General features: G+C 55.0%; 21 protein-coding genes. 10 read left to right on the top strand and 11 right to left on the bottom strand.

The features are described 5' to 3' along the window. Complete coding sequence (locus tag FD34_RS00425) at positions 1 to 1,293, bottom strand: alkaline phosphatase family protein (protein WP_057805707.1); 1,293 nt, start codon at positions 1,291 to 1,293, stop codon at positions 1 to 3. Between the two features lie 264 nt (positions 1,294 to 1,557). Between FD34_RS00425 and FD34_RS00420 the strand changes: the two genes are divergently transcribed. The 6 genes from FD34_RS00420 to FD34_RS00395 all read left to right on the top strand — a co-directional run bounded on the left by FD34_RS00420 (position 1,558) and on the right by FD34_RS00395 (position 9,639). Next, the gene (locus FD34_RS00420; RefSeq protein ID WP_057805687.1) at positions 1,558 to 2,919 is read left to right on the top strand and encodes an APC family permease; all 1,362 of its coding nucleotides are present in this window, start codon (positions 1,558 to 1,560) and stop codon (positions 2,917 to 2,919) included. Between the two features lie 98 nt (positions 2,920 to 3,017). After that, complete coding sequence (locus tag FD34_RS00415; protein WP_057805685.1) at positions 3,018 to 4,448, top strand: C69 family dipeptidase; 1,431 nt, start codon at positions 3,018 to 3,020, stop codon at positions 4,446 to 4,448. A gap of 82 nt (positions 4,449 to 4,530) precedes the next feature. Beyond that, positions 4,531 to 5,196, top strand: coding sequence for an NAD(P)H-dependent oxidoreductase (locus FD34_RS00410; RefSeq protein ID WP_057805683.1), 666 nt, complete (start codon positions 4,531 to 4,533; stop codon positions 5,194 to 5,196). 393 nt (positions 5,197 to 5,589) lie between these two features. Further along, positions 5,590 to 6,726, top strand: a complete 1,137-nt coding sequence (locus tag FD34_RS00405) for a 5-methyltetrahydropteroyltriglutamate--homocysteine S-methyltransferase (RefSeq protein WP_057805682.1) — start codon at positions 5,590 to 5,592, stop codon at positions 6,724 to 6,726. Positions 6,727 to 6,931: 205 nt separating this feature from the next. Then, positions 6,932 to 8,362, top strand: coding sequence for a glycoside hydrolase family 32 protein (locus FD34_RS00400; protein WP_057805681.1), 1,431 nt, complete (start codon positions 6,932 to 6,934; stop codon positions 8,360 to 8,362). Positions 8,363 to 8,367: 5 nt separating this feature from the next. Then, positions 8,368 to 9,639 (top strand): MFS transporter, encoded by a 1,272-nt coding sequence (locus tag FD34_RS00395; RefSeq protein ID WP_057805670.1) that lies wholly within the window; start codon positions 8,368 to 8,370, stop codon positions 9,637 to 9,639. A 57-nt stretch (positions 9,640 to 9,696) separates the two neighbouring features. Here the strand turns inward: FD34_RS00395 and FD34_RS00390 are convergent, their stop codons facing one another. From FD34_RS00390 to FD34_RS00380, 3 genes are all read right to left on the bottom strand, one after another. Beyond that, entirely contained in the window at positions 9,697 to 9,936 is a 240-nt protein-coding gene (locus FD34_RS00390) for a cytochrome b5 domain-containing protein (protein ID WP_057805663.1), read from the bottom strand. Between the two features lie 89 nt (positions 9,937 to 10,025). Further along, on the bottom strand, positions 10,026 to 10,727 hold the full coding sequence (locus FD34_RS00385) for a dihydrofolate reductase family protein (RefSeq protein WP_057805655.1): 702 nt from the start codon (positions 10,725 to 10,727) through the stop codon (positions 10,026 to 10,028). A gap of 80 nt (positions 10,728 to 10,807) precedes the next feature. After that, positions 10,808 to 11,206 (bottom strand): iron-sulfur cluster biosynthesis family protein, encoded by a 399-nt coding sequence (locus FD34_RS00380; protein WP_057805649.1) that lies wholly within the window; start codon positions 11,204 to 11,206, stop codon positions 10,808 to 10,810. A 250-nt stretch (positions 11,207 to 11,456) separates the two neighbouring features. Here FD34_RS00380 and FD34_RS00375 point away from each other — a divergent pair, with 250 nt between their 5' ends. Beyond that, positions 11,457 to 12,785, top strand: coding sequence for a dihydrolipoyl dehydrogenase family protein (locus FD34_RS00375; protein ID WP_057805647.1), 1,329 nt, complete (start codon positions 11,457 to 11,459; stop codon positions 12,783 to 12,785). 52 nt (positions 12,786 to 12,837) lie between these two features. Here the strand turns inward: FD34_RS00375 and FD34_RS00370 are convergent, their stop codons facing one another. From FD34_RS00370 to FD34_RS00360, 3 genes are all read right to left on the bottom strand, one after another. Continuing rightward, on the bottom strand, positions 12,838 to 13,377 hold the full coding sequence (locus tag FD34_RS00370) for a PadR family transcriptional regulator (protein ID WP_057805646.1): 540 nt from the start codon (positions 13,375 to 13,377) through the stop codon (positions 12,838 to 12,840). 40 nt (positions 13,378 to 13,417) lie between these two features. Next, positions 13,418 to 13,957 (bottom strand): phenolic acid decarboxylase, encoded by a 540-nt coding sequence (locus FD34_RS00365; protein WP_057805644.1) that lies wholly within the window; start codon positions 13,955 to 13,957, stop codon positions 13,418 to 13,420. Between the two features lie 101 nt (positions 13,958 to 14,058). Continuing rightward, the gene (locus FD34_RS00360) at positions 14,059 to 14,940 is read right to left on the bottom strand and encodes a LysR family transcriptional regulator (protein ID WP_057805642.1); all 882 of its coding nucleotides are present in this window, start codon (positions 14,938 to 14,940) and stop codon (positions 14,059 to 14,061) included. 111 nt (positions 14,941 to 15,051) lie between these two features. Here FD34_RS00360 and FD34_RS00355 point away from each other — a divergent pair, with 111 nt between their 5' ends. From FD34_RS00355 to FD34_RS00345, 3 genes are read left to right on the top strand one after another with little or no spacing between them, the layout of a single operon-like run. Further along, positions 15,052 to 15,597, top strand: a complete 546-nt coding sequence (locus tag FD34_RS00355; RefSeq protein WP_057805640.1) for a DapH/DapD/GlmU-related protein — start codon at positions 15,052 to 15,054, stop codon at positions 15,595 to 15,597. 12 nt (positions 15,598 to 15,609) lie between these two features. Next, complete coding sequence (locus tag FD34_RS00350; protein ID WP_057805638.1) at positions 15,610 to 16,563, top strand: alpha/beta hydrolase; 954 nt, start codon at positions 15,610 to 15,612, stop codon at positions 16,561 to 16,563. A 37-nt stretch (positions 16,564 to 16,600) separates the two neighbouring features. Continuing rightward, positions 16,601 to 17,467, top strand: a complete 867-nt coding sequence (locus tag FD34_RS00345; protein WP_057805636.1) for an alpha/beta hydrolase — start codon at positions 16,601 to 16,603, stop codon at positions 17,465 to 17,467. 251 nt (positions 17,468 to 17,718) lie between these two features. On the opposite strand, the gene FD34_RS00340 is transcribed toward FD34_RS00345, so the two are convergent. The 4 genes from FD34_RS00340 to FD34_RS00330 form a co-directional block, all read right to left on the bottom strand. Further along, positions 17,719 to 18,063 (bottom strand): isochorismatase family protein, encoded by a 345-nt coding sequence (locus FD34_RS00340; RefSeq protein ID WP_338040390.1) that lies wholly within the window; start codon positions 18,061 to 18,063, stop codon positions 17,719 to 17,721. Beyond that, positions 18,009 to 18,200 (bottom strand): cysteine hydrolase family protein, encoded by a 192-nt coding sequence (locus FD34_RS08895; protein WP_338040391.1) that lies wholly within the window; start codon positions 18,198 to 18,200, stop codon positions 18,009 to 18,011. Before FD34_RS08895 ends, FD34_RS00340 begins: the two co-directional genes overlap by 55 nt. A gap of 175 nt (positions 18,201 to 18,375) precedes the next feature. Then, positions 18,376 to 19,575, bottom strand: coding sequence for a D-alanyl-D-alanine carboxypeptidase family protein (locus FD34_RS00335; RefSeq protein ID WP_235805944.1), 1,200 nt, complete (start codon positions 19,573 to 19,575; stop codon positions 18,376 to 18,378). 158 nt (positions 19,576 to 19,733) lie between these two features. Next, on the bottom strand, positions 19,734 to 20,390 hold the full coding sequence (locus FD34_RS00330; RefSeq protein WP_057805633.1) for an NAD(P)H-binding protein: 657 nt from the start codon (positions 20,388 to 20,390) through the stop codon (positions 19,734 to 19,736). Positions 20,391 to 20,534: the final 144 nt, after the last annotated feature.

Below are 20,534 nucleotides of genomic sequence, written 5' to 3'. Positions count from 1 at the left end.
TCACTTTCTAACAACGCCGGGAATCGGCTGCCCGGCCGTCGGGGCTGGATAGTGTAAGCCCAGCAATTGGGCAAAGGTTGGTCCCTCATCGACCAGGTGGGCACCGGCGACGGTCGTCCCTTGGTTGATGTCCGGACCGGCAAATACCGCCGTGGTGAAGTAGCCTGGCTGGCTTGGCCCATAGCCATGAACCCCCTGGTAGCGGTCATGGGTCCCCAGTGAGTCCGGGTCAACATCCTCGACTACCGCGGGCCGGTTGACCTCGTCGGTGAAGTAGTACCCCGGCTTAGCCTCGACTAGGAAGGTGCACCGTGGGTCGGCCCCCAGCTTGACAGCTTCAGCACCGTCATAGATGTGTTCAACCCCTTCGACACCGGCGATCAGCTGTTTGAGCCGCCCGGTCTTGACGTAGCCCCGGGTATAGATGTAGGTCTCACCGTCACAGGTCTTGGCCGTCACCCGCCAGTCATTACGGTAGGTTGTCTTCCCGGCCAGCGGTGTTAACCACCCCTGCTTTACAAAGAGCATGTTGAGGTGGATCATCCTCTGCACGTTGATCTGGTAGTGGTCACCAAGCAGGACAAAATTGGTGTGGTCATAGGTCCCAGCATCCATGGTGGCCTGGACAAGCTGAGCAACCCGCCGGTCAAGTCGCTGGAGGGCGTGTTGGGCCTGGGCAGACCGGACCCCGTACCGGTGACGCATACTATCCATGTCGACCAGGTGGACCAGGGTCAGGTCGGGCTGCTTATTTTTCAGGGTATCAACCGCGCAGGCCGTGATAAAGTCATCCAACCAGGGTTGCTTGATCCCGTGCCGCAGGTAGCCGTAACGATGGTTCATCTGTAGGAGGAAGAGTGGTGAACTGGCCTTCAGGGAGACCAGCACCTGGTTGGTCCAAATCCGGTTGGGGAAGATCTCGGCCAAGTTGTAGTCGATCTGGCTGCCCGCGGTGACCGGCCAGAGGAAGGCCGCCGTCGTCAACCCGGCGTCGTGGGCAACGTCGTATAGGGGCGTTGCCTGGACATCCTTACGGTACCAATACCAGTCGGGTGAAAGCCGTTGGGGTTGGAGCTTGGTGTTGTTGACGATCCCGTGAACTGCCGGATACTGCCCCGTGATGATCGAGGTATGGGACGGGTAGGTCAGTGTCGGGAAGATCCCACGGACCCGCTTGACCCAGGTCCCCCGCTTCATCATTTGACTGATGTGCGGCACCAGGTAGGCCAGCTCATCCAGGTCCCGGAAGCCAAGAGAATCCAGGGAGATAACAACTAGTTTATTTCTAGGCATCATTTCATCTACTTTCGTTTACTTTTAGTAACAACTATTAATAATTTTAACACCTGCCACCATTGGTATTTTGCAATTTTACTATTATTTTGGCAAAAGAATTACTATAATAGAAGGGTTACATTATGCAATTTGTCCAATCTAAACGAAATAATATGCACGACGGGTGAGCACGCTGGCAAAAAAGCCCACCCCATCGTCACGGATACTCCCACCAGCGAACCCAACACCGGATTAATCTGAACGCAAAGGAGCATTTCTCTCATGAAAAATAATCCGCAGCTCAAAAAAACCGAACACGAGAAGACCCTCGGCCTCTTTGATCTGGCCGTCCTCGGGATCGGGGCGATCATCGGAACCGGGATCCTGGTTCTGACCGGGATCGTTGCCGCCGAGGATTCCGGACCGGCAATCGTCTTTTCCTTTCTGATCGCCGCCCTGGCCAGTGGCCTGATCGGACTCTGCTACTCCGAGTTAACCACCAGCCTGCCCAATTCCGGCAGTGCCTTCTTCTACGCCTGGGTCTCCATCGGTAAATTTGTCGCCTTCCTGGCCGGCTGGACACTGATCGGGGTCTATATCACCACCACGGCGACCGTCGCCAACGGCTGGACCGGCTACGTCCAGTCCTTTTTGGAGGTGCTAGGCGTCAAGCTCCCCCACCAGCTCCTGATGAACCCGTCGGCAGGGGGGATCGTCAACCTGCCGGCCGTTTTAATGATCCTGCTGATGACCATCATTCTCACCCGGGGAACCAGTGAGAGTAAGCTAATCAACAACTTCCTGGTCGGGGTCAAGATCTTCATCATCCTCCTCTTCATCGTTGTCAGTGTCCAACACGTCCAGCCAAGTAACTGGCACCCCTTCCTCCCGTACGGCTTCAAGGGGATCTTCACTGGGGCCTCGGCCGTCTTTTTCTCCTTCCTCGGCTTCGATGCCCTCGCCACCTCCGCCGAGGATGCCAAGGATGTCGACAAAAATATTCCCCGGGCAATAATCCTGTGCCTGGTAATTTCGACCACCCTCTACATCCTAGTCAGCCTGGTCATGACCGGGGGCGTTTCCTACACCAAGCTGAACGTCTCCGAGGCGATGTCTTATGTTCTGATTGTCAAGGGTCACACCTACGTCGCCGAGGTGGTCTCCCTGGGGGCCGTCCTCGGAATCATGGCGGTGGTCTTCGCCTTTATCTATGCCGGATCTAATATTCTCAAGTCAATGAGCCGAAGTGCCTTCCTGCCCCAGGGACTGGCCCGGGTCAATGCCAAGACTCACAGTCCCAACCGGGCAATCTGGCTGGTTGGAATCCTCGCGGCCATCCTCGCCGGCGAGTTTGATCTTCACTACCTGGCCCTGATCGCCAACATCGGGTCCCTAATGGTCTTTGCCCTGATCTCACTGATCGTAATCATCCTCCGTTACCGTTATCCGGAGCTGAAACGGCCATTCAAGGTGCCGTTTGGTAAGACAATCCCCGTCCTATCGATCGTCATTTGCATCGTTCTCCTGGTCAGTATCTCCCTGACGGCTTGGCTGACCTACCTGGCCTGGATCGGGGTGGGACTACTCATCTACTTTTCCTACTCCCTCCGCCACGCCGACGAATTTAATTTTACAGAAGAATAAGGATTGTCTGGGATCGCCACGTGCGGTCCCTTTTAATTTGTCTCCGGGTGTAGAATGGAGTCAGCATACTAATTTACATTTTGAAAGGAACTGGTTAAATGTCACGATTCAGAAACTCTGCATGCACGTCAATCATGGTCGGTAAGAAGGCCTCGCTAGATGGTTCCACCTTCATCTCCCGAAACGAAGACCGGGTCATCGCCATCGAGCCCAAGCGCTTCTTAGTCCAGCCCGCCGTCCACGACCGACACGAAACCTACGTCTCCGCCTACAATAAGCTAACCGTTCCCCTGCCGGAGAGTGGGATGCGCTATACCGCTACCCCATCTATTGACCAGAGCGCCGGTCCCAACGAAGAAGACGGCTTCAACGCGGCCAACGTTGGTGAGAGTGCCACCGAGAGTGTTTACGCTAACGACCGGGTTCTCGCCTACGACCCCTACATTAAGAACGGCCTGGCCGAGGATTCGATGACCACCCTAGTCCTCCCCTACATCCACTCCGCCCGGGAAGGCGTTGAACGCCTGGGACAACTGGTCGCCGAGTACGGTTCTGCCGAGGGGAACGGGGTCCAGTTCAATGATCAAGACGAGGTCTGGTACATGGAGATCGCCACCGGTCACCACTGGGTGGCAGTCCGGATCCCCGACGATTGCTACGCGGTGGCTGCCAACCAGATTGCCATCGAGCAGATCGACTTCAACGATCCAGATAACTACATGTGGTCCGACGGCATCCGTGAATTTGTCAACGACCACCAGCTCAACCCGGACGATGACCAGTGGAACTTCCGCCACATCTTCGGTACCAACACCAAGCTGGACCACCACTACAATACCCCGCGGGTCTGGTTCGCCCAGCGCTACCTGAGCCCAGTTGCGGCCGCTGATCAGACACCAGAGTCCCCCGACATGCCATTCATCCGCCAGCCGGAACGCAAGATTGCAGTCGAGGACATCCAGTACCTGCTCAAGTCCCACTTCAACGAGACCAAGTTTGACCCGCTGGGCGACAGCAGTGAACACGACAAGAAGGTCTACCGGCCGATCGCCCTGTCGCGGACGGCTCAGTCCCACATTCTGCAGGTGCGCAACAACGTCAAGCCGGAGCAGGCGGCCATCCAGTGGATCGAATTCGGCCTACCGAGTTTCTGTGCCTACACACCGTTCTTCGCCAATGTCGACGATACCGACGTCTCATACCGGAAGTTCCCGGCTAATATGAAACTTACGAACGCATACTGGCTGAACGAGGCCCTCGCTATGGTTGTGGAGAGCCACTACCGTGAGTTCTACGACCAGGACGAGGCCTTCCAAAAGGACCTCAACGAGTGGGCCCGGCGCAAGATTGCGGCGGTTGATGCCAAGGCCAGCCAGCTGGATGGTGCCCAGCTGACCACCTACCTGACCGGCCAGAACCACAAGATCGCTAAGCACTACAATAAGAAGGCCAAGCGGCTCCTCTTCGATCTGATGACCCAGGGAGCGGAGTTCTCCAAGCTGACCTTCAAAATGGATCCCAACCTCTAAAATATTCAGGGACCGCCCAAGCCGGGACGGCCCTTTTTATTATCAAAGTGGTATCATTCTTACAGAAAGTGAGTGATTTAATATGAACAAGGAAGCAATTCGTCAGCAGATCGTAGACACCGCCAACCGGCGCTACGCCACCAAAAAGTATGATCCGCATAAGCATATTGACCCCGCCGACTGGCAGACGATTCTGGAGGCCGGCCGCCTGTCGCCGAGTTCGTTTGGCTACGAACCCTGGAAGTTCATCCTGATCAACTCGCCGCAAGTCAAGGAAGACATCCGCCCCTTTGCCTGGGGCGTGGCCAACAGCCTGAACGGAGCCGACAAGCTCCTCTTGATCCTGGCCCGGACCGACGTGACCTACGACAGTGACTACGTGCGCGGCCTGGTCGAGGGTCTCCACCACCACCAATTCTCACCAGATTCTAAGGCTTCCCAGAGTTTCAAACACTTTCAGGAGCGTGACATGGCGATCAATAACGACCGCGAACGCTTCGACTGGGCCAGCAAGCAGACCTACATCGCCATGGCCAACATGATGACCGCCGCGGCAGAACTTGACATCGACTCCTGCCCACTGGAGGGCTTCAACTACCAGAAGATGGACGACTACCTAACTACTCACGGCATCATCGATCCAAAGCATTGGCGGGCCTCGGTTATGGTCAGTTTCGGCTACCGCGACCAACCGATTAAGCCTAAGGTTCGTCAACCCCTCGATCAAATTTATGAGGAATTGAATTAGAGGCTTGACTTTTAGATTAGAAAGCTCTAATATTATTTCAACAATAAATTAAAGATTGCTAAGAAAAGATGAGTAACAGACGGAGGGCCCTACAGAGAGCCGGGTGGATGAGAACCGGTGTCCCCTAAACCTGCGAAGATGGTCTTGGAGCAAAGTAGATCGGTGAGCCCCTGGCAAGCCGGTCACGAGTGGCGACCGATAAAACGCCTGGGTTTACCTACGGGTGTACCCATTGAGGACTGGGCTGTGAGGCCCGGTCGAATTAGGGTGGTAACACGTTAATTTTCAGCCTTTGAAATGACGTCCCGAGAAGAAGCAGTAATGTCTCTTCCCGGGATTTTTTATTTGCCCCGATGCTTGAACTCACCACCGAAAAGAAAGGATCGATGTTTTATGACTACATTCACACCACGGACCGTTTCCCCGTTTCGCTATGACGTTGTTGGCTCATTTCTCCGTCCCCAGGAATTGAAGACGGCCCGCCAGCGATTTGCCGCGGGACAGAGCAGCAAGGACGACCTCACCGCCGTTGAAGATCGCCTGATCGTCGACCTGATTCATAAGGAGGAGGCTGCGGGGCTTAAGGCGGTGACTGACGGTGAATTCCGGCGTAGCTACTGGCACCTCGACTTCTTCTGGGGCCTGCAGGGGACCGAACACGTTAACCTCGAACACGGCTACTTCTTCCACGATGAGGAGACTCGCAACGACTCTGTCCAGCTGACCGGCAAGCTCAGCGGTGAGAACCACCCCTTCGTCAACGCCTTCAAGTTTGTCCGGGACCACGTCAGCACCGGCACCCAGGTCAAGCAGACGATTCCTGCCCCAGCCCAGTTTCTAGAGGAGTTTCTCCGTCCAGAAAACCAAGTCAACCTCAAGAAATTCTATCCGGACGTGGCCGACTTCGACCATGACGTCGCGGCCGCCTACCACCAGGTCATCGAGGACCTCTACGCCGCCGGTTGTCGAACCCTTCAGTTCGACGACTGTACTTGGGGGATTTCGGTGAACAACTTCGCCAACCTCAAGAAGAAGGACCCCCACGCCGACACCTCCCAGTTGGTCGCCCTCCAGGAGCGCTTCCTCAAGGTCAACAATGCCGCCATCGCGGATCTGCCGGATGACCTCACCGTCAACACCCACGTTTGCCGGGGGAACTACCACTCTACCTGGGCCGCGGCGGGTGGCTACGGTTCCGTCGCCGACACCCTCTTCGCTCAGGAGAACGTCAAGGCCTTCTACCTGGAATATGATTCCGACCGTGCCGGGGGCTTCGAACCGCTGGCCAAGGTACCGGACGAAAAGTACGTGGTTCTCGGTCTGGTAACCTCCAAGACCGGTGAACTGGAGGATAAACAAACGATCATCGACCGGATCCACGAGGCGGCCAAGTATCACCCGCTCGATCACCTCTGCCTGAGCCCCCAGTGTGGTTTTGCTTCTACTGAGGAAGGAAACATTCTGACAGAAGACCAACAGTGGGCCAAGGTTGCCCTGGTGAAGGAGATCGCCCACGAGGTCTGGGGCTAAGCCAACCAACATTCTAGGATCAAAGGCTATTAATGAATCGGGCCGTGACCGGGAGGAATCCCGCGTCACGGCCCTTTTGCGTGCATCTGTCCGATGCTTTTGCTAATCGTTTAACATTAATTTTGATAAACGATTGACATTTTTACTAAAGGCGCTTACAATCTTCACCGTAAACGTTTTCAAGAAACGAAGGGAGTCGGTTGCATTGCGTCAAGTCAACGAATCACGGGTGGTAAAAGTCACTAACACTCGTTACCGCGAACACTACCATATCCAGACACCGGCGGGTTGGTTAAACGATCCCAACGGTCTCTGCTTCTTCAAGGGCTACTACCACGTTTTTTACCAGTTTCACCCCTATTCCGCCGAATGGGGCCCGATGCACTGGGGTCACGTCCGTAGTAAAGATTTAGTCCATTGGGAAAATTTACCAGTTGCCCTGGTTCCTGGTGACCCCGAAGACTCCGGCGGCTGTTTCTCCGGGTCAGCAATCGTCCGGGGAAACCGGCTCTACCTAATCTACACCGGCCACCACTACTACGACGATGATAATCAGGACCACTTCTGGGAGAACCAGAACGTGGCCTACAGTGATGACGGAATCCACTTTACCAAGTACACGGGTAACCCCGTGATCGAAGCGCCGAAGGACAACAGTCAGGACTTCCGAGATCCCAAGGTCTGGGAACACGACGGTCAGTACTACCTGGTCCTCGGCAGTCGGGAGCAGGCCAATAACCGTGCCCGGATCCTCCTCTACCAATCTGACGACCTGCTGAACTGGCAGTACCGCGGGCCGATCACCGAATCGCGAAGCATCGAGTTGGAGGGTTCAATGTGGGAGTGCCCCGATCTCTTCCGTCTCAACGGTCAAGACATCATCGCCTGCTTGCCGATGGGGATCCAGCCCCAGCGGCATCGCTTCCTCAACCTGAGCCAGGCAGCGTACTTCATCGGTCAACTAGACTATAATCAGGCCCACTTCAGCCATTACGACCTCCACTTACTGGACTACGGGCATAACTTCTACGCACCCCAATCCTTTTTGACCCCGGATGGCCGCCGGATTCAGTTCGGTTGGTTCAGTTCCTTTGACAACCCGATGCCGGAACAGGCAGATGGTTGGGCTGGGGCCCTGACTCTGCCACGTGAACTGGTAATGCACGGTGACCGGCTTGGTGCCATCCCCGCTCAGGAGACAACCCAGTTACGGACTGGTGAGGTCCTTAATACTTCAGCAATTATTCATTCACCACACCGGTTCACCGTGACTGACCCCCAGCACACCGAATGGGACCTGACCTTCGACCTGACTGGTTATGATGGTCAGGTCAGTTGGCAGCTGGCCAATACCGACCAGGTCCTGATCAGCCTCAGCTATGACCAAGGATCTGGTGAGATCACAGTCCACCAGCACGGCCAGGCCAGTGACCGCTACGCCACGATCGGCCACGTCGGCCAGCTGCGGGCCCGGATCTTTGTTGACACCAGCTCGGTTGAGATCTTCATCAACGACGGGGCGGCTACCTTCACCGAACGCTATTACACTGACGATCAGCCGGTCACGACCACCCTGGCCGCCAGCCGACCAACCGCTACCGCCATCAAAGCTTACACTCTTGACATGAAAGGATAATCGACATGGAAAAGAAAAGCTTATTCAAGAACCCCTTCTACCGGTTCGATTCGTTAAACATCCTCCTCTTCTTCACCGCCTGGGGAATCTGGTGGTCATTCTTCCAGATCTGGCTGACTAACACCCTGCACTTCTCCGGTGAACAGGTTGGGACAATCTACTCCTTTAACTCCGCTATCACCCTGGTCCTGATGTTCGTCTACGGAGCTATCCAGGACCGGCTCGGCCTCAAGCGGCACCTCCTGATCTTCTGTGCCGTAATGGAAATGCTGCTCGGCCCATTCTTCACCTGGCTCTACGCCCCACTCCTCCACAGTAACTTCTACCTTGGGACCTTCCTCGGTTCCCTCTACCTGTCCTTTGCCTTCCTGGCCGCCTCACCAACCTTCGAAGCGGTCACGGAACGAATCAGCCGGCGCTACCGCTTTGAATACGGCCAGGCCCGGTCATGGGGGTCCTTCGGGTACGCGGTTTCCGCCTTACTCGCCGGTTTTCTCTTCACGATCAGTCCAAACCTGGTCTTCTGGCTCTCATCGGCCATCGCCCTCCTGCTCTTCTTGCTGCTGGTATTCGTCCACCCCGAGAAGAACCAAGAGATGATCGACCTCTACGAAAACAAACTCGAAAACGCCAAGGAAAGCTCCACCGCCTCCCTCAAGGAAATCTTCGGGGTATTCAAGATGAAGGCTCTCTGGCAGATCATCATCTACATCATCTTCTCCTGGACCTTCTACACCGTCTTCGACCAGCAGATGTTCCCGCAGTTCTTCACCCAATTCTTTGCCACCAAGACCCTTGGCCAGCAGATGTACGGGGTGCTGAACTCCGTCGAGGTCTTCTTGGAAGCCATCATGATGGCCTGTGTCCCATGGCTGATGAAGAAGATCGGGGTCCGCAAGACCCTCTTGGTCGGGATCACGATCATGGTTATCCGGATCGGGGGCTGTGGCCTGGTCACTAACCCGCTCGGCGTCTCCTGCATCAAGCTGCTGCACGCCCCGGAAACGGCCTGCTTCGCCCTCGGCCTCTTCCGTTACTTCACCCTGCACTTTGATACCAAGGTCTCTGCCACCCTTTACATGGTCGGCTACCAGATTGCCGCCCAGGTCGGGCAGATCATCTTCTCCACGCCGCTCGGTGACCTGCGGGACCACATCGGTTACAGCCACACCTTCCTGGTCATCTCTGGGATCACACTGATCGCCGGGATCTACGCTACCTTCATCCTGAAGAAGGATAACGTGGACGTCAACGGTCAGCCGCTAAGTCGGGATTAAGATGCAAAAAGCCAGTTGCGAATTTCTCCGTAACTGGCTTTTTTATTCCTTGATACCCTAATCGGTAAGCTTACCGACCACCGGCAGGCCCTGCAAAACCCGGTCACCATGGGGCGACTTGTTGTACAGCACGTCGGTCAGATCCTGGCCGGCCAGGTTGCCGTGGTGCTTGCCACCCTGCCAGGCTGCCTTACCGGAGACGTCGTAGACCACGCCTTTGATGGCCACGTAGGCTGGCTGACCGTCTTGACCGTTGTACTTTGCCAATTCATCCTTCGTAAATGTCTTCTCTGCCATCATCATGACCTCCTCAAGTTTACTACTTGCAGTATAGCACAGTTGCACGAACCTAGAAGCGTTCGTCAACCGGCGTTAAGCGAAAATTATCAATTGTCCTTGGCGAAAAGCAGGTGGATCCCGCCGTCGCCCAGTAGCTTGGTCTGGACAACCTTGAAGCGCTGGTTGACGAAGACCTGGCGGGTGTCAAAGGTCCCCTTCTTGCTCGTGTCACCGCTGATGTAGGGGGCCATCACCAGGGAAATCTCGTCAACCAGGCCGGCCTTCAGGAAGGCACCGTTTATCAGGGCGCCACCGCCCAGGGCAACCTTCTTGATACCGAAATATTGCCTGAGCTTGACCAGGGCACTGGCAAAGTCGATCTGGTCATCCCCACAGATCAGGTACGGAATCTCCATGGCCCGCAGGAAGGCCAGGTAACGCCGATCGGCCAGCTTGGTGACCACCTCGATCGCCCGACTCTTTTTACCGGCATAGTCGAAGTAGTTCTTCTCCCAACCAGCCCGGCCGCGGCGGTCAAAGCTGACGTCCCAGGTAGCCGCTGAAATCCCGGCCGGTATCCAGTCCTGGTAGTCGATCCCCGCCGGATCATACTGACTGAGGTCGGGATCTCCCGGCGCCGCATACATCACGATTGTGTTGGTACCATTAGCGTTGGTGTTGCTGATCTTGAAGAGGATGTCGTCATAGTAGTCCCCGGAGGCCTTGTCCCCCGGCAGACCGTCCCAGTCACCATCGATCTTGCCGTCGATGGACTCATACATGTGGATGATTACCTGTGCGCGTTCCATTGTTCGATCACTCCTTTTTCCTTATTTTAAACCAACTGCCCGGCGATGAACCAATCGTCGTTCATCATCGGGCAGTTTCGTTAGCAGTCATGGGTGCCGGTGTATTCAGTTGAAACGGGGTCGGTGAGGTCGACCACTTCCAGGTTTTCAGTCAGGACACCCTTAGTCGGACTCATCAGCGGCAGGGTGAAATACTTCGGGTTGAAGCGCACCTCCATCTGGTCCTCAAACTGGATGTTGGCGTACATCTCACTCTTGATGTAGATGTCACCGATATTGGATTCAATCTTTTCATCGAAGTCGTGTAGGTCCATCCCCTTCTTAACAAAGATCAGCCGGTAGTTGGCGTCGAGGCTGCAGTTGCCGACTGCCGAGAACGGACCGACCCCATCGTCGAAGTCCAGCACGATCGTCTTGTCAGGACTCAGGTACTTGGCGATTCGCTTCTTGGCGTCATCAGTAAAGGTTAGGTGTTTCATGGTGGTACCCCCTCGTTAGCTCTTAATATCCTCAGTCTACACGCTTTTTGAAGAAAACCAATTGATCTGCTCAGACAGAAGCAGCATGGAAATAATTGTCCATTGTTGATATTACTGTTTTCACTCATTTTATACTTTTGTTTTCCCGTTTATACTTTTCACAACACAGGCACTTTTGTTCCCTCACCGTCCCAACCACGTTATGATGGGGGTAGCAACAAAACCGATACGTGAAACGGAGGTCATAGCAATGAAGAACTACGATTACATCATCCTTGGGACCGGCCCCGCCGGCTACCGGCTTGCCCAACTACTCGCCAATACCGGTAAGTCCCTACTGGCAGTCGAGGGCGGTCTGTTCGGCGGCACCTGCCCGAACGTGGGCTGTGAACCCAAGATCTTCCTCTCCGGCGCTGTCCACACAGCCCGGGCCAGCCAGCAGTTGGTCGGCCGCGGCATCGCCCAACCAGCCCAACTCGACTGGGACCAGTTGATGGTCACCAAGAAGGCGCGGTTTGATTCCTGGCCAGCAGAGACAAAGGCAATCTACGAGAAGATGTGTGACGTAGCAGTTGGTTATGGTCAATTCGTCGACAGCCACACGATCGAGGTGGCCGGCCACCGTTATCACGGTGACAAGATCATCATCGCTACCGGTCACCGGCCCCACCGGCTCGCCATTCCCGGCAGCCAGTACGGGCACGACAGCAGTGACGTCCTTTTCCTCGCCCACCGGCCGGACCAGGCCGTCTTCATCGGCGGGGGCTACGTTGGCATTGAGCTGGCCACTTTCCTCGCCGCGGCGGGTACTAAGGTCGAGATTCTGATCCGTTCCGACCGGATTCTCCGTGGCTTCTATGCTAAGTATGCTCAGGCGATGGTCGACGCTATGGAACAACAAGGAGTTAAGTTCCATTTCCACACCAGTGCCACCAAGATCGAACCCCACGAGGGCAAGTACCTCGTCACCACCAACCAGGGCACCCAGCTGGCCACCGATTACGTGGTCGACGCTAGCGGCCGGGTGCCAAATACCGAAAAGCTCGACCTGCCGGCCGCGGGAATCACCTTCTCTAAGCACGGCGTCGACGTTGACGACCACCTCCAGACCAACGTCCCTGGGGTCTATGCGATCGGTGACATCACCAGTCAAAAGTTGCCAAAGCTGACCCCGGTAGCAGAGCTAGAGGCCAACTACCTCTACCACCAGTTTGAAAAGGGAGCAACCGCACCGGTCCACTACCCAACCATCGGCACCGCCGTCTTCGCCTTTCCGGAGATCGCTCAGGTGGGGATCAGCCCCGACCAGGCCGGCGGTGAATACCATATTGAGGAACGCAACCTCAGTGGCGGCAGCCTCTACGCCGGTCTGAACGAGCAGGAGGCCAAGCTGACCCTGGTCTATGATTCGACTGACCACCTAGTAGGGGCCAGTGAGATTGGGGCCAGTGCTGCCAATGATATCAATAACCTAGTTCCCGTCATCGGCCTGAAGATTAGCCGGACCGACTGGGAACGCCATGTCCTGCCAATCTATCCGGCCCTTGCCGACAAGGTAGCTGGCCTCCTTAAGAAGTAATTTAAACAACAAATCGGCTCATCCCCGTCAGTACGAGAGTGAGCCGATTCATTTATTTTAAATTATCCCCAACATTCTTCAGCCAGGCAAGCTGGCCCGCGGTCCGAGAGATGGCCCGAGCCAGAATCAGATAGTGACTGTAGTGGCGGGTGATCGCCTGGTCATCAGGAAAGACCGTTCGCTGGCGCTGACGTAAGTGGGTCAGACTCTGCTGCAAGAGGGCCGTCTGCGTAGCAATCAGCTGACGGATCCGCGGATCGAATGGGTCTTTGATGAAGAATAGTTTCAGCGAGAAGAGGTCCTGGTGGATGGGCAACTCATCGACCGCCCGGCCCAACCACTCATCCAGAATCTCCTGTCCGGTCGCGGTGATCAGGTAATACTTCTCCTTGGCGTTCTGCGGACTCGTGGTGGTCGTCAACCACTGGTCATCAACCATCCGCCGTAGTTCCGGATAAATCTGACTGTGCGAGGCCTTCCAGAAGTCCCCAATTTCGGTGCTAAACTCGGCCGTGATCTCGCGTCCCGTAATTTGGGGACGGTTACTGACGATCCCGAGGATGATAAAGGGTAGTATTCGTCGTTTTGGCATGGTGTTCCTCCAACTCGTTTGCTACCCCTATTATAGTTGATTACTTCTTGATCCGCCGGTAATTCTCATCAAAGTACTTGCCGGCCCGGATATCATCAGTGATGCCATCATATGGGGCCTCGGCGATGACATCCTCATTGTTTTGACCGGCATCTCCAATGTAGGTGATGTGGGCAAATTCTGGCACAACCATCTTCGGGTAGGTATCGTACTTCTCCCGCGCTTCGTGCATCCGGTCGATGTGCTCATTCTGAAAGGTGACGGTGATCTCGGGGTGTTGCTTGACCCAAGCTGGGAAGAAGATCGTCCCGTTGAGTTTCTTCTCGTTCGGCACGAAGTCCAGCGCCACGTCAGTACCCGTTGGTTCCGTCCAGGCCACCTTGTAGATGCCCGGCGTCAACATCACAATGTTAGCCTCCTGATCCTTGACCCAGCGGCCGGCAACCATCCCGCCGTGAATCCGGTAGTCAACGGTGTGGTCATTCTTGGCGTACCATTCATACTCCCAGCCGTTGTCATAGGTGTAAATGAAGTGGGTCCCTAAGAAGTCGTCGAGGGTCTCGAATTGTTTTTCGGTCATAGTTTAATCATTCCTTTCGTCGATGTTTCCATTTTATGTCGTTATCGACATAAAAGTCAAGAAAAATTCCCACCGGTATATTGTAGACGGTGAGAAATTCCTTATTTATCCGTGCTGATCCGCTCTCGGAGTAGCTGAAGGAAGAGCTGACCGACGTTGGGGAGGTGGCGGTCCTTATTCCAGATTAGGATGTTGGTATCCGTCACCGCCGGGGTCAGGGGCCGAAAGACCAAGTCCTGGTCATAGAGGTTGGCAATCCCGTCGTAGGCCAGGGCCAGGCAGGCGCCGGTCTTAACCAGGAGCTCAGCATTATAAATAAGGTTGTAGTTGCCAACAAAGTTATACTGGTTGATCAGGTCCCCGGCCCAATCGCGGAAGGTATCCTGGAGCCGGGACTGGGCCGACGCCAACAAGGGGTGCCCCAGCAAGTCTTGCGGTTCAATCGCTTCCTTGGCCGCCAGGGGTGCATCGGCACATAACAGGATCCCCCACCGATTGACGGCTGGTAGGGTCAACGAATCATAGTTCAACAGGTTCTCGTGGCCCATCACCACCCCAAACTCAAGACTTCCCTGGTCGACCTGACGACGGATCATCGTTGCATCCCCGCTCACCAAGTTGACCTTTACCTCTGGGTAGTCGCGAAGGATCTGGGCAACGACATCCATCAGTGGAGACAGCGCGCGGCTCTCCCCGGCCCCGATATCAAGGGTACCGCTAACCACCTCATTGGCCTGCAAGTGGTAGGTGGTCTTATCGACCAGAGCCGTGATCTCCTGGGCCCGCTCATAGAGGTAATAGCCCTCCTGGGTCAGCTTGATCTGGCGGTGCCCCCGTTCAAACAGGGTTACACCGAGGGTGGTCTCGAGGTCCATGATCTGCCGTGATAGCGCTGGCTGGGAGATATGAAGGCGGTGGGCAGCACTTGATATATTTCCCTCACGCACAATTTCAATAAAGTAACGTAGTACTCGGACGTCCATATTTTCCTCCTAATATAACTTTTTATTATGGCTAAGCATTTATCATAAGTATTTCACATTTTAATTCTAACCCATTACAATAAAATCAACAACTCAATTAGGAGGTCCAACATGACAGCAAGCAAATACCTTGATCCCCAGCACATCGCTGAGCTGGCGGAGATCATTGCCCATAACCAACAGCTGGTCCAGGAGCTCAACACTGGTGTCCACTCAGCAGCCGATGTCCGGACGACGCTCGCCCAACTGACTCAGCGGGCCGTAGATCCATCGGTAGAGGTCCGCCTGCCCTTCTATACCGACTACGGCCGGAACATTCACTTCGGCAAACGGGTCTTCATTAATAACGGGGCAACATTCACCGACCTCGGTGGAATTCACCTGGCCGATGACGTCCTGATCGGACCCAACGCTACCCTGATCACCGTCAACCACCCGCTCGACCCCGCTCAGCGTCGGGGAAACGAGCTTAAGCCAGTCTATATCCGGCACAACGCATGGATTGGGGCCAACACCACCATCCTGCCCGGGGTCACAGTCGGTGAAAATGCCGTCGTCGCAGCCGGTGCGGTCGTCACCAGAAACGTCCCCGCCAACACCGTCGTGGCCGGGGTCCCCGCCCGGGTTATCAAGACCATTAAGCACAACAATCATTAGGAGGAATCAACTATGGCATACGGATACATCACAGAATTAAGTAAGCAGGTCCACCGCGACCACATTAAGTTCCACAACCGTTACAACACCACCCTCGCTGGTGACCTGTACTACGCCAAGGACATCGACAAACACCAGCAGCTGCCAGCCCTGATCGTCGGTGCCCCATACGGCGGGGTAAAGGAACAGGGCCCGGTCGTCTACGCTAACGAGCTCGCCCAGCGCGGCATCGTGGTTCTTACCTTCGACCAGGCTAATATGGGTGAATCTGCCGGGGAACCCCGCCACGTTTCGTCACCAGGTCTATTCGCGGAATCGTTCAGCGCCGCGGTCGACTACCTCGGCATCCAAGTACCCTTCGTTGACCGGGAGAAGATCGGCGTCATCGGGATCTGCGGTTCCGGTGGTTTCTCCCTGGCCGCCGCAGCTGTCGACCCGCGGATCAAGGCCATCGCCACGGCCTCGATGTACGACATCACCGACGTTCGGGGGATGATGAACCTGTCCAAGGAACAGATTGACAAGATGAAAAAGCAGCTGGCCGAACAACGGTGGAACGACTACGCCAACGGTCAGCCGGAATATAAGCCATCCTTCCCCACTAAGCCGTATCCGGACGTCGACGCCCTGCCGGATGTCGACCCGATCAGCAAGGAATGGCTGCGCTTCTATGCCGTACCCCGGGGCTTCCACCCAAACGCCCGCGGAAACTTCACAACTACCTCGAACATGGCCATGATGCAATTCTCCGCCCTGGACTACATTGACGAGATCACCCCACGACCGATCCTCTTCATCTACGGTGACCGGGCCCACTCCCGCGCCTTCTCCGAGCGGGCCTATGATCTGGCTAAGGAACCCAAGGAGAAGTTCATCGTCAAGGACTGTGAGCACATCGACCTCTACGACCGGGTCGACAAGATCACATTTGACAAGCTGGAAGGTTTCTTCAAGCAGAACCTGTAATTTGGGGTTAGAATACTAGGAAAAAGGAAGTGACAGCATGCACCGTCGTACCGTTTCGATCGTGGGCGCCCTGATCATCGCCGTCATCGCGATCATTTCATTCAACGCCTGGCACCGGGCCCAGGCCGCCAAGCAGTTCGTTCATTCCAATATCCCAACCATCTTCGTCCACGGCTGGGGCAGCAGCGCCCACGCCGAGGAGAAGATGGCCAACGCCGCCAAGCGCGCCGGGGTCACCAACACCATCGTCCGGGCCAACGTCAGCCGCCAGGGGAAGGTCACCTTCAACAAGACCATCCCCGCCCACGCGATCAACCCGATCGTCGAGGTCAACCTGGCCGACAACAAGCTTAGTGGCTACGAAAACGACTACCCAACTGGCTACAAGCATGGTGCCACCTACGTCAAAAACGTCGTCCTGGCCCTCGAACGCCAGCATCACTACCGGGCGATCAACCTGGTTGGCCACTCGATGGGGAACCTGGAGATCATCAACTATATCAATGACAACACCGGTAACCGCAAGCTGCCCCGGGTCGACCACCTCGTCGCCATTGCCGGCCACTACAACGGTCTGGTCGGTCAGAAGACTGCCAAGAGCCCAGTCAACCAGCAGACCGGGGACCCCGAGCGACAGGACGCAACCATCAAGCCGTTACTGACCCTACGCCAGACCTTTCCGACCAATACCCGGGTCTTAAACATCTACGGTGACAAGGAGGACGGATCGCACTCCGACGGGGACGTCCCCGTCAACTCCGCCAAGTCGCTGAAGTACATCATCAACGGCCGGGCCAAGTCCTACCGGGAAGTCGAGATCACGGGGGCCAACGCCCAGCACAGCAAGCTCCACAATAACGCCCAGGTCAACCGCGAGCTGATCAATTTCCTGTGGCGCAAGTAAACAACTAAGATAACTGTCAACCGATCATCCGGCTGGCGGTTATTTTTTACTAAAATATAATTGAAAAGGAGGCGGTCACCAGTGCAGCACCTACCTAAATTACTATTGATTCTCGCGGCGACAATCATTGGGACCGTGGTCAGCGGGCAGGCCCAGGCACCAGACAATCCAGTTCAAGCCGGCAGCCGACAAGTACCAGATCTAAAAATAACGTGAGCAGGCAGCCGTGACGGCCGTCATGCTCACGTTTTTTAGTCAATCAATTTCAGGAAGCGGTCCTGCCAGATTCTCGCAAAAAAGGCGTTCTTCTCTTGGGCGGTCATGAACGAATTATCAAACGTGCTGGCAGCGCCATGCTTCATCACTACCTGGTAGCCCAGGCCATGGGCCATCTTGATGGTCGCATCAACACAGTACTCGGTCTGGGCGCCACAGATCTCCAGCTGGTCGACTCGTCGCTGGGTTAAGATGGCTTGCAGATTGGTCCGATAAAAGGCGTTAGGGTGCTCCTTCTGAATGCGCAGATCCGTTGGCAGAACGCTTAAGCTGGGAACCAGCTGCCAAGCCGACGAATCCGGTACCAGGTCTTCATCCACATGCTGGACAAAGATGATCGGTAGCTGTCAATCCGCTCGTTAATCAAGTGTACCAACCCGGTCTGGTTATAAATCACCTTACCAGCTGGATTAACCACCCCATTCTGCATATCAATGATAATCAGTGCCTTAGTCATCTTATTCACCCCCTTAATTTTATAGTCACAACTGCGATGGTTTTAGGGTTATCTCAACAGCCATAAATTAAATTCATTTCGATGAAATCGTTAAATTGGGAAAAGTTGAAAATTAATTTCAATCTTTTCTGAAAATCAGGATGAAAATAAAATCAATTTAATTTTCATCAGTCCGCTAATTAAACAACCACTGCAAAAAATTACCCCGTGGTACCACCTCGGTACTGCGCAGCGGATAGATCAGCGGGACCCCGGAAACAGTCTTCAGATGAGGACTAGTCAAATAAAGCTGCCCGACGCGCTGGTGATTCCGAATTGGGGCACGCAACCGCCCCTGGTCGCCAATTAGCCGCGGATTGAGCTCCTGGGAGGCAGTGTAGGAGGTTAAACGCCCGGTCCCCCAGATAGTTACCGTTGTCGGACAGGTAGCAACGGTCCGTTTAGCACCATTGGTCACCACAGCCTGTCGGACGGCTTGAGGTAGTCGGACACGCTCCAGACGATAGTCATGTTTTAGCATTGCATATAACCGCTGCGTCTGAATAAATCGATTATCGGGGTTGTGCCCGCCAGCATGAAGAACCACCGTAATAATTTGGTGACCGTGGTATTTACCAGTACTGACAAAGCAAGCTCCTGCATTATCCGACGTCCCGGTCTTCAATCCGGTAATGGTAACTCCCGGGACCGTGTATCGCCCTCCCGGTAGCATCTCATTAAGGTTGGCAATCCGTTTGACATTCCCTTTCGTGATGAGGAAATTTGCCTTCTTCTGGTCAGATACCTGAAGAAGGGCAGGATAGGTCCGGAGTAAGTAACGGGTCAGGATGGCAATATCTCGGGCACTCATGGCATTTTCGACATTATCCGCAATGTTGGGTGAACGAAAACTCTTCATCTCACTGTTGGTCAACCCAGTCGGATTAACAATACTCGTCTTTCTCAGACCAACTTCTCGTGCTTTCTTCTCCATAGCGAGGACGAATTCATCCGGTGAATTACCGGCAGCAGTCGCCAGGGCAAGGGTTGCTCCGTCGGCGGACTTGACCATTGCTGCATTCAACAGCTCAATCACCGGATAGGACCGCCCTGCCGCCAGATCAATACTGGAATAGGCAGGATCATTAGAAATAGCGGCAATCGCTGGGGTAACCGACACTCGGGAGTCAGCCGTGATAATATTCTTCTGCAACTCGTCATGAACAACTGCGATAGTCAGGAGCTTGCTAACTGAGGCCACCGGTAGTTGCTTATCTGCACCTTGTTCGTAGATAACCTGCCCGGTATCAGCATCAACCATCATGGCTGCCCGGGCATCAATTACACTTGCCGCATGAGTCAGGGGTATTACCCCCCCCAAAGAAAATATTGTCAAACAGCTAATTAATATAACGAATATTTTTCTCAATGAAATCACCAGTACTTTAGTATTTTCAGTGCCCTTATTTTAGCCGGTTAATTGCCTTTGGTAAATACGTTATCAAACAAAAAGGCCACCGCATTGAAACGAGATGGCCGAAAAATTCATTGAAATTAATACCAGGCGGGCTTATCCCCAGCGGTCCCCGGCTTATCAACCCCGAAGTCCTTACGTGCGTACTTAGCCGGGTTCTCGAGGATCTTGGCCACGAAGTTCCCGATCGACTTCCGGGAAACCTCAGTCCCCTTGAAGGCCTCGCCCCGCGCGGTCGTCTCGTAGTCAACCTCGTCCTTATCGGTCAGCCAGGCCGGCCGGATGATCGTGTAATCGAGATCGGAATTGGTGACCACGTCGGCCGCCTGCCGGTAGGTACCCAGGTAGCTATCGGACTGGCCCCCACCGAGCTCGGCGTTGTTCCACTCGCCGAACTTGCCGGGTACCTCATCGTAGATCCCGATCGAGGAAATCCAGACCAGCTGCTTGACCCCGTGCTTATCCATCGCCCGAACGATATTTTGAGCCTGTTGCGCGATGGATGGGTTTCGCAGGTTGGCGTAAACCGCGTCGGCCTGAGCCACGGCCGCGTCAAGTTCGTCCATCTTCAGCGTGTCACCCTTGATCACGGTCTCCCGGTCTTCATCAACGACGGTGAGGTGCTGTGGGTGCCGGGTGAAAAGCAGGAGGTGGTCGTCACTATCCTGTAGTAGGGCCTTGATAGCGTGCCCGGCAATCTGCCCGGTGGCACCGAGAATTAAGATTTGCTTTGTCATGATGATTCCTCCTCATAATTGATTGTTTCCTTACGTTTTCTAGTATAGGTGGGCTCGTTACTTATTAAAAGTAAACACTTCCTGGTAAGCTAGTTACCCGCAGGTAAGGTTTGCTTGGCCCCCACCGGATGTGGGCGACTAAAC

It is taken from the genome of Limosilactobacillus pontis DSM 8475 (assembly GCF_001435345.1).
In the GTDB taxonomy this organism is placed as follows: domain Bacteria; phylum Bacillota; class Bacilli; order Lactobacillales; family Lactobacillaceae; genus Limosilactobacillus; species Limosilactobacillus pontis.
Note: the sequence above shows the minus strand (reverse complement) of the source record. Positions and strands in the feature narration are given on the sequence as shown.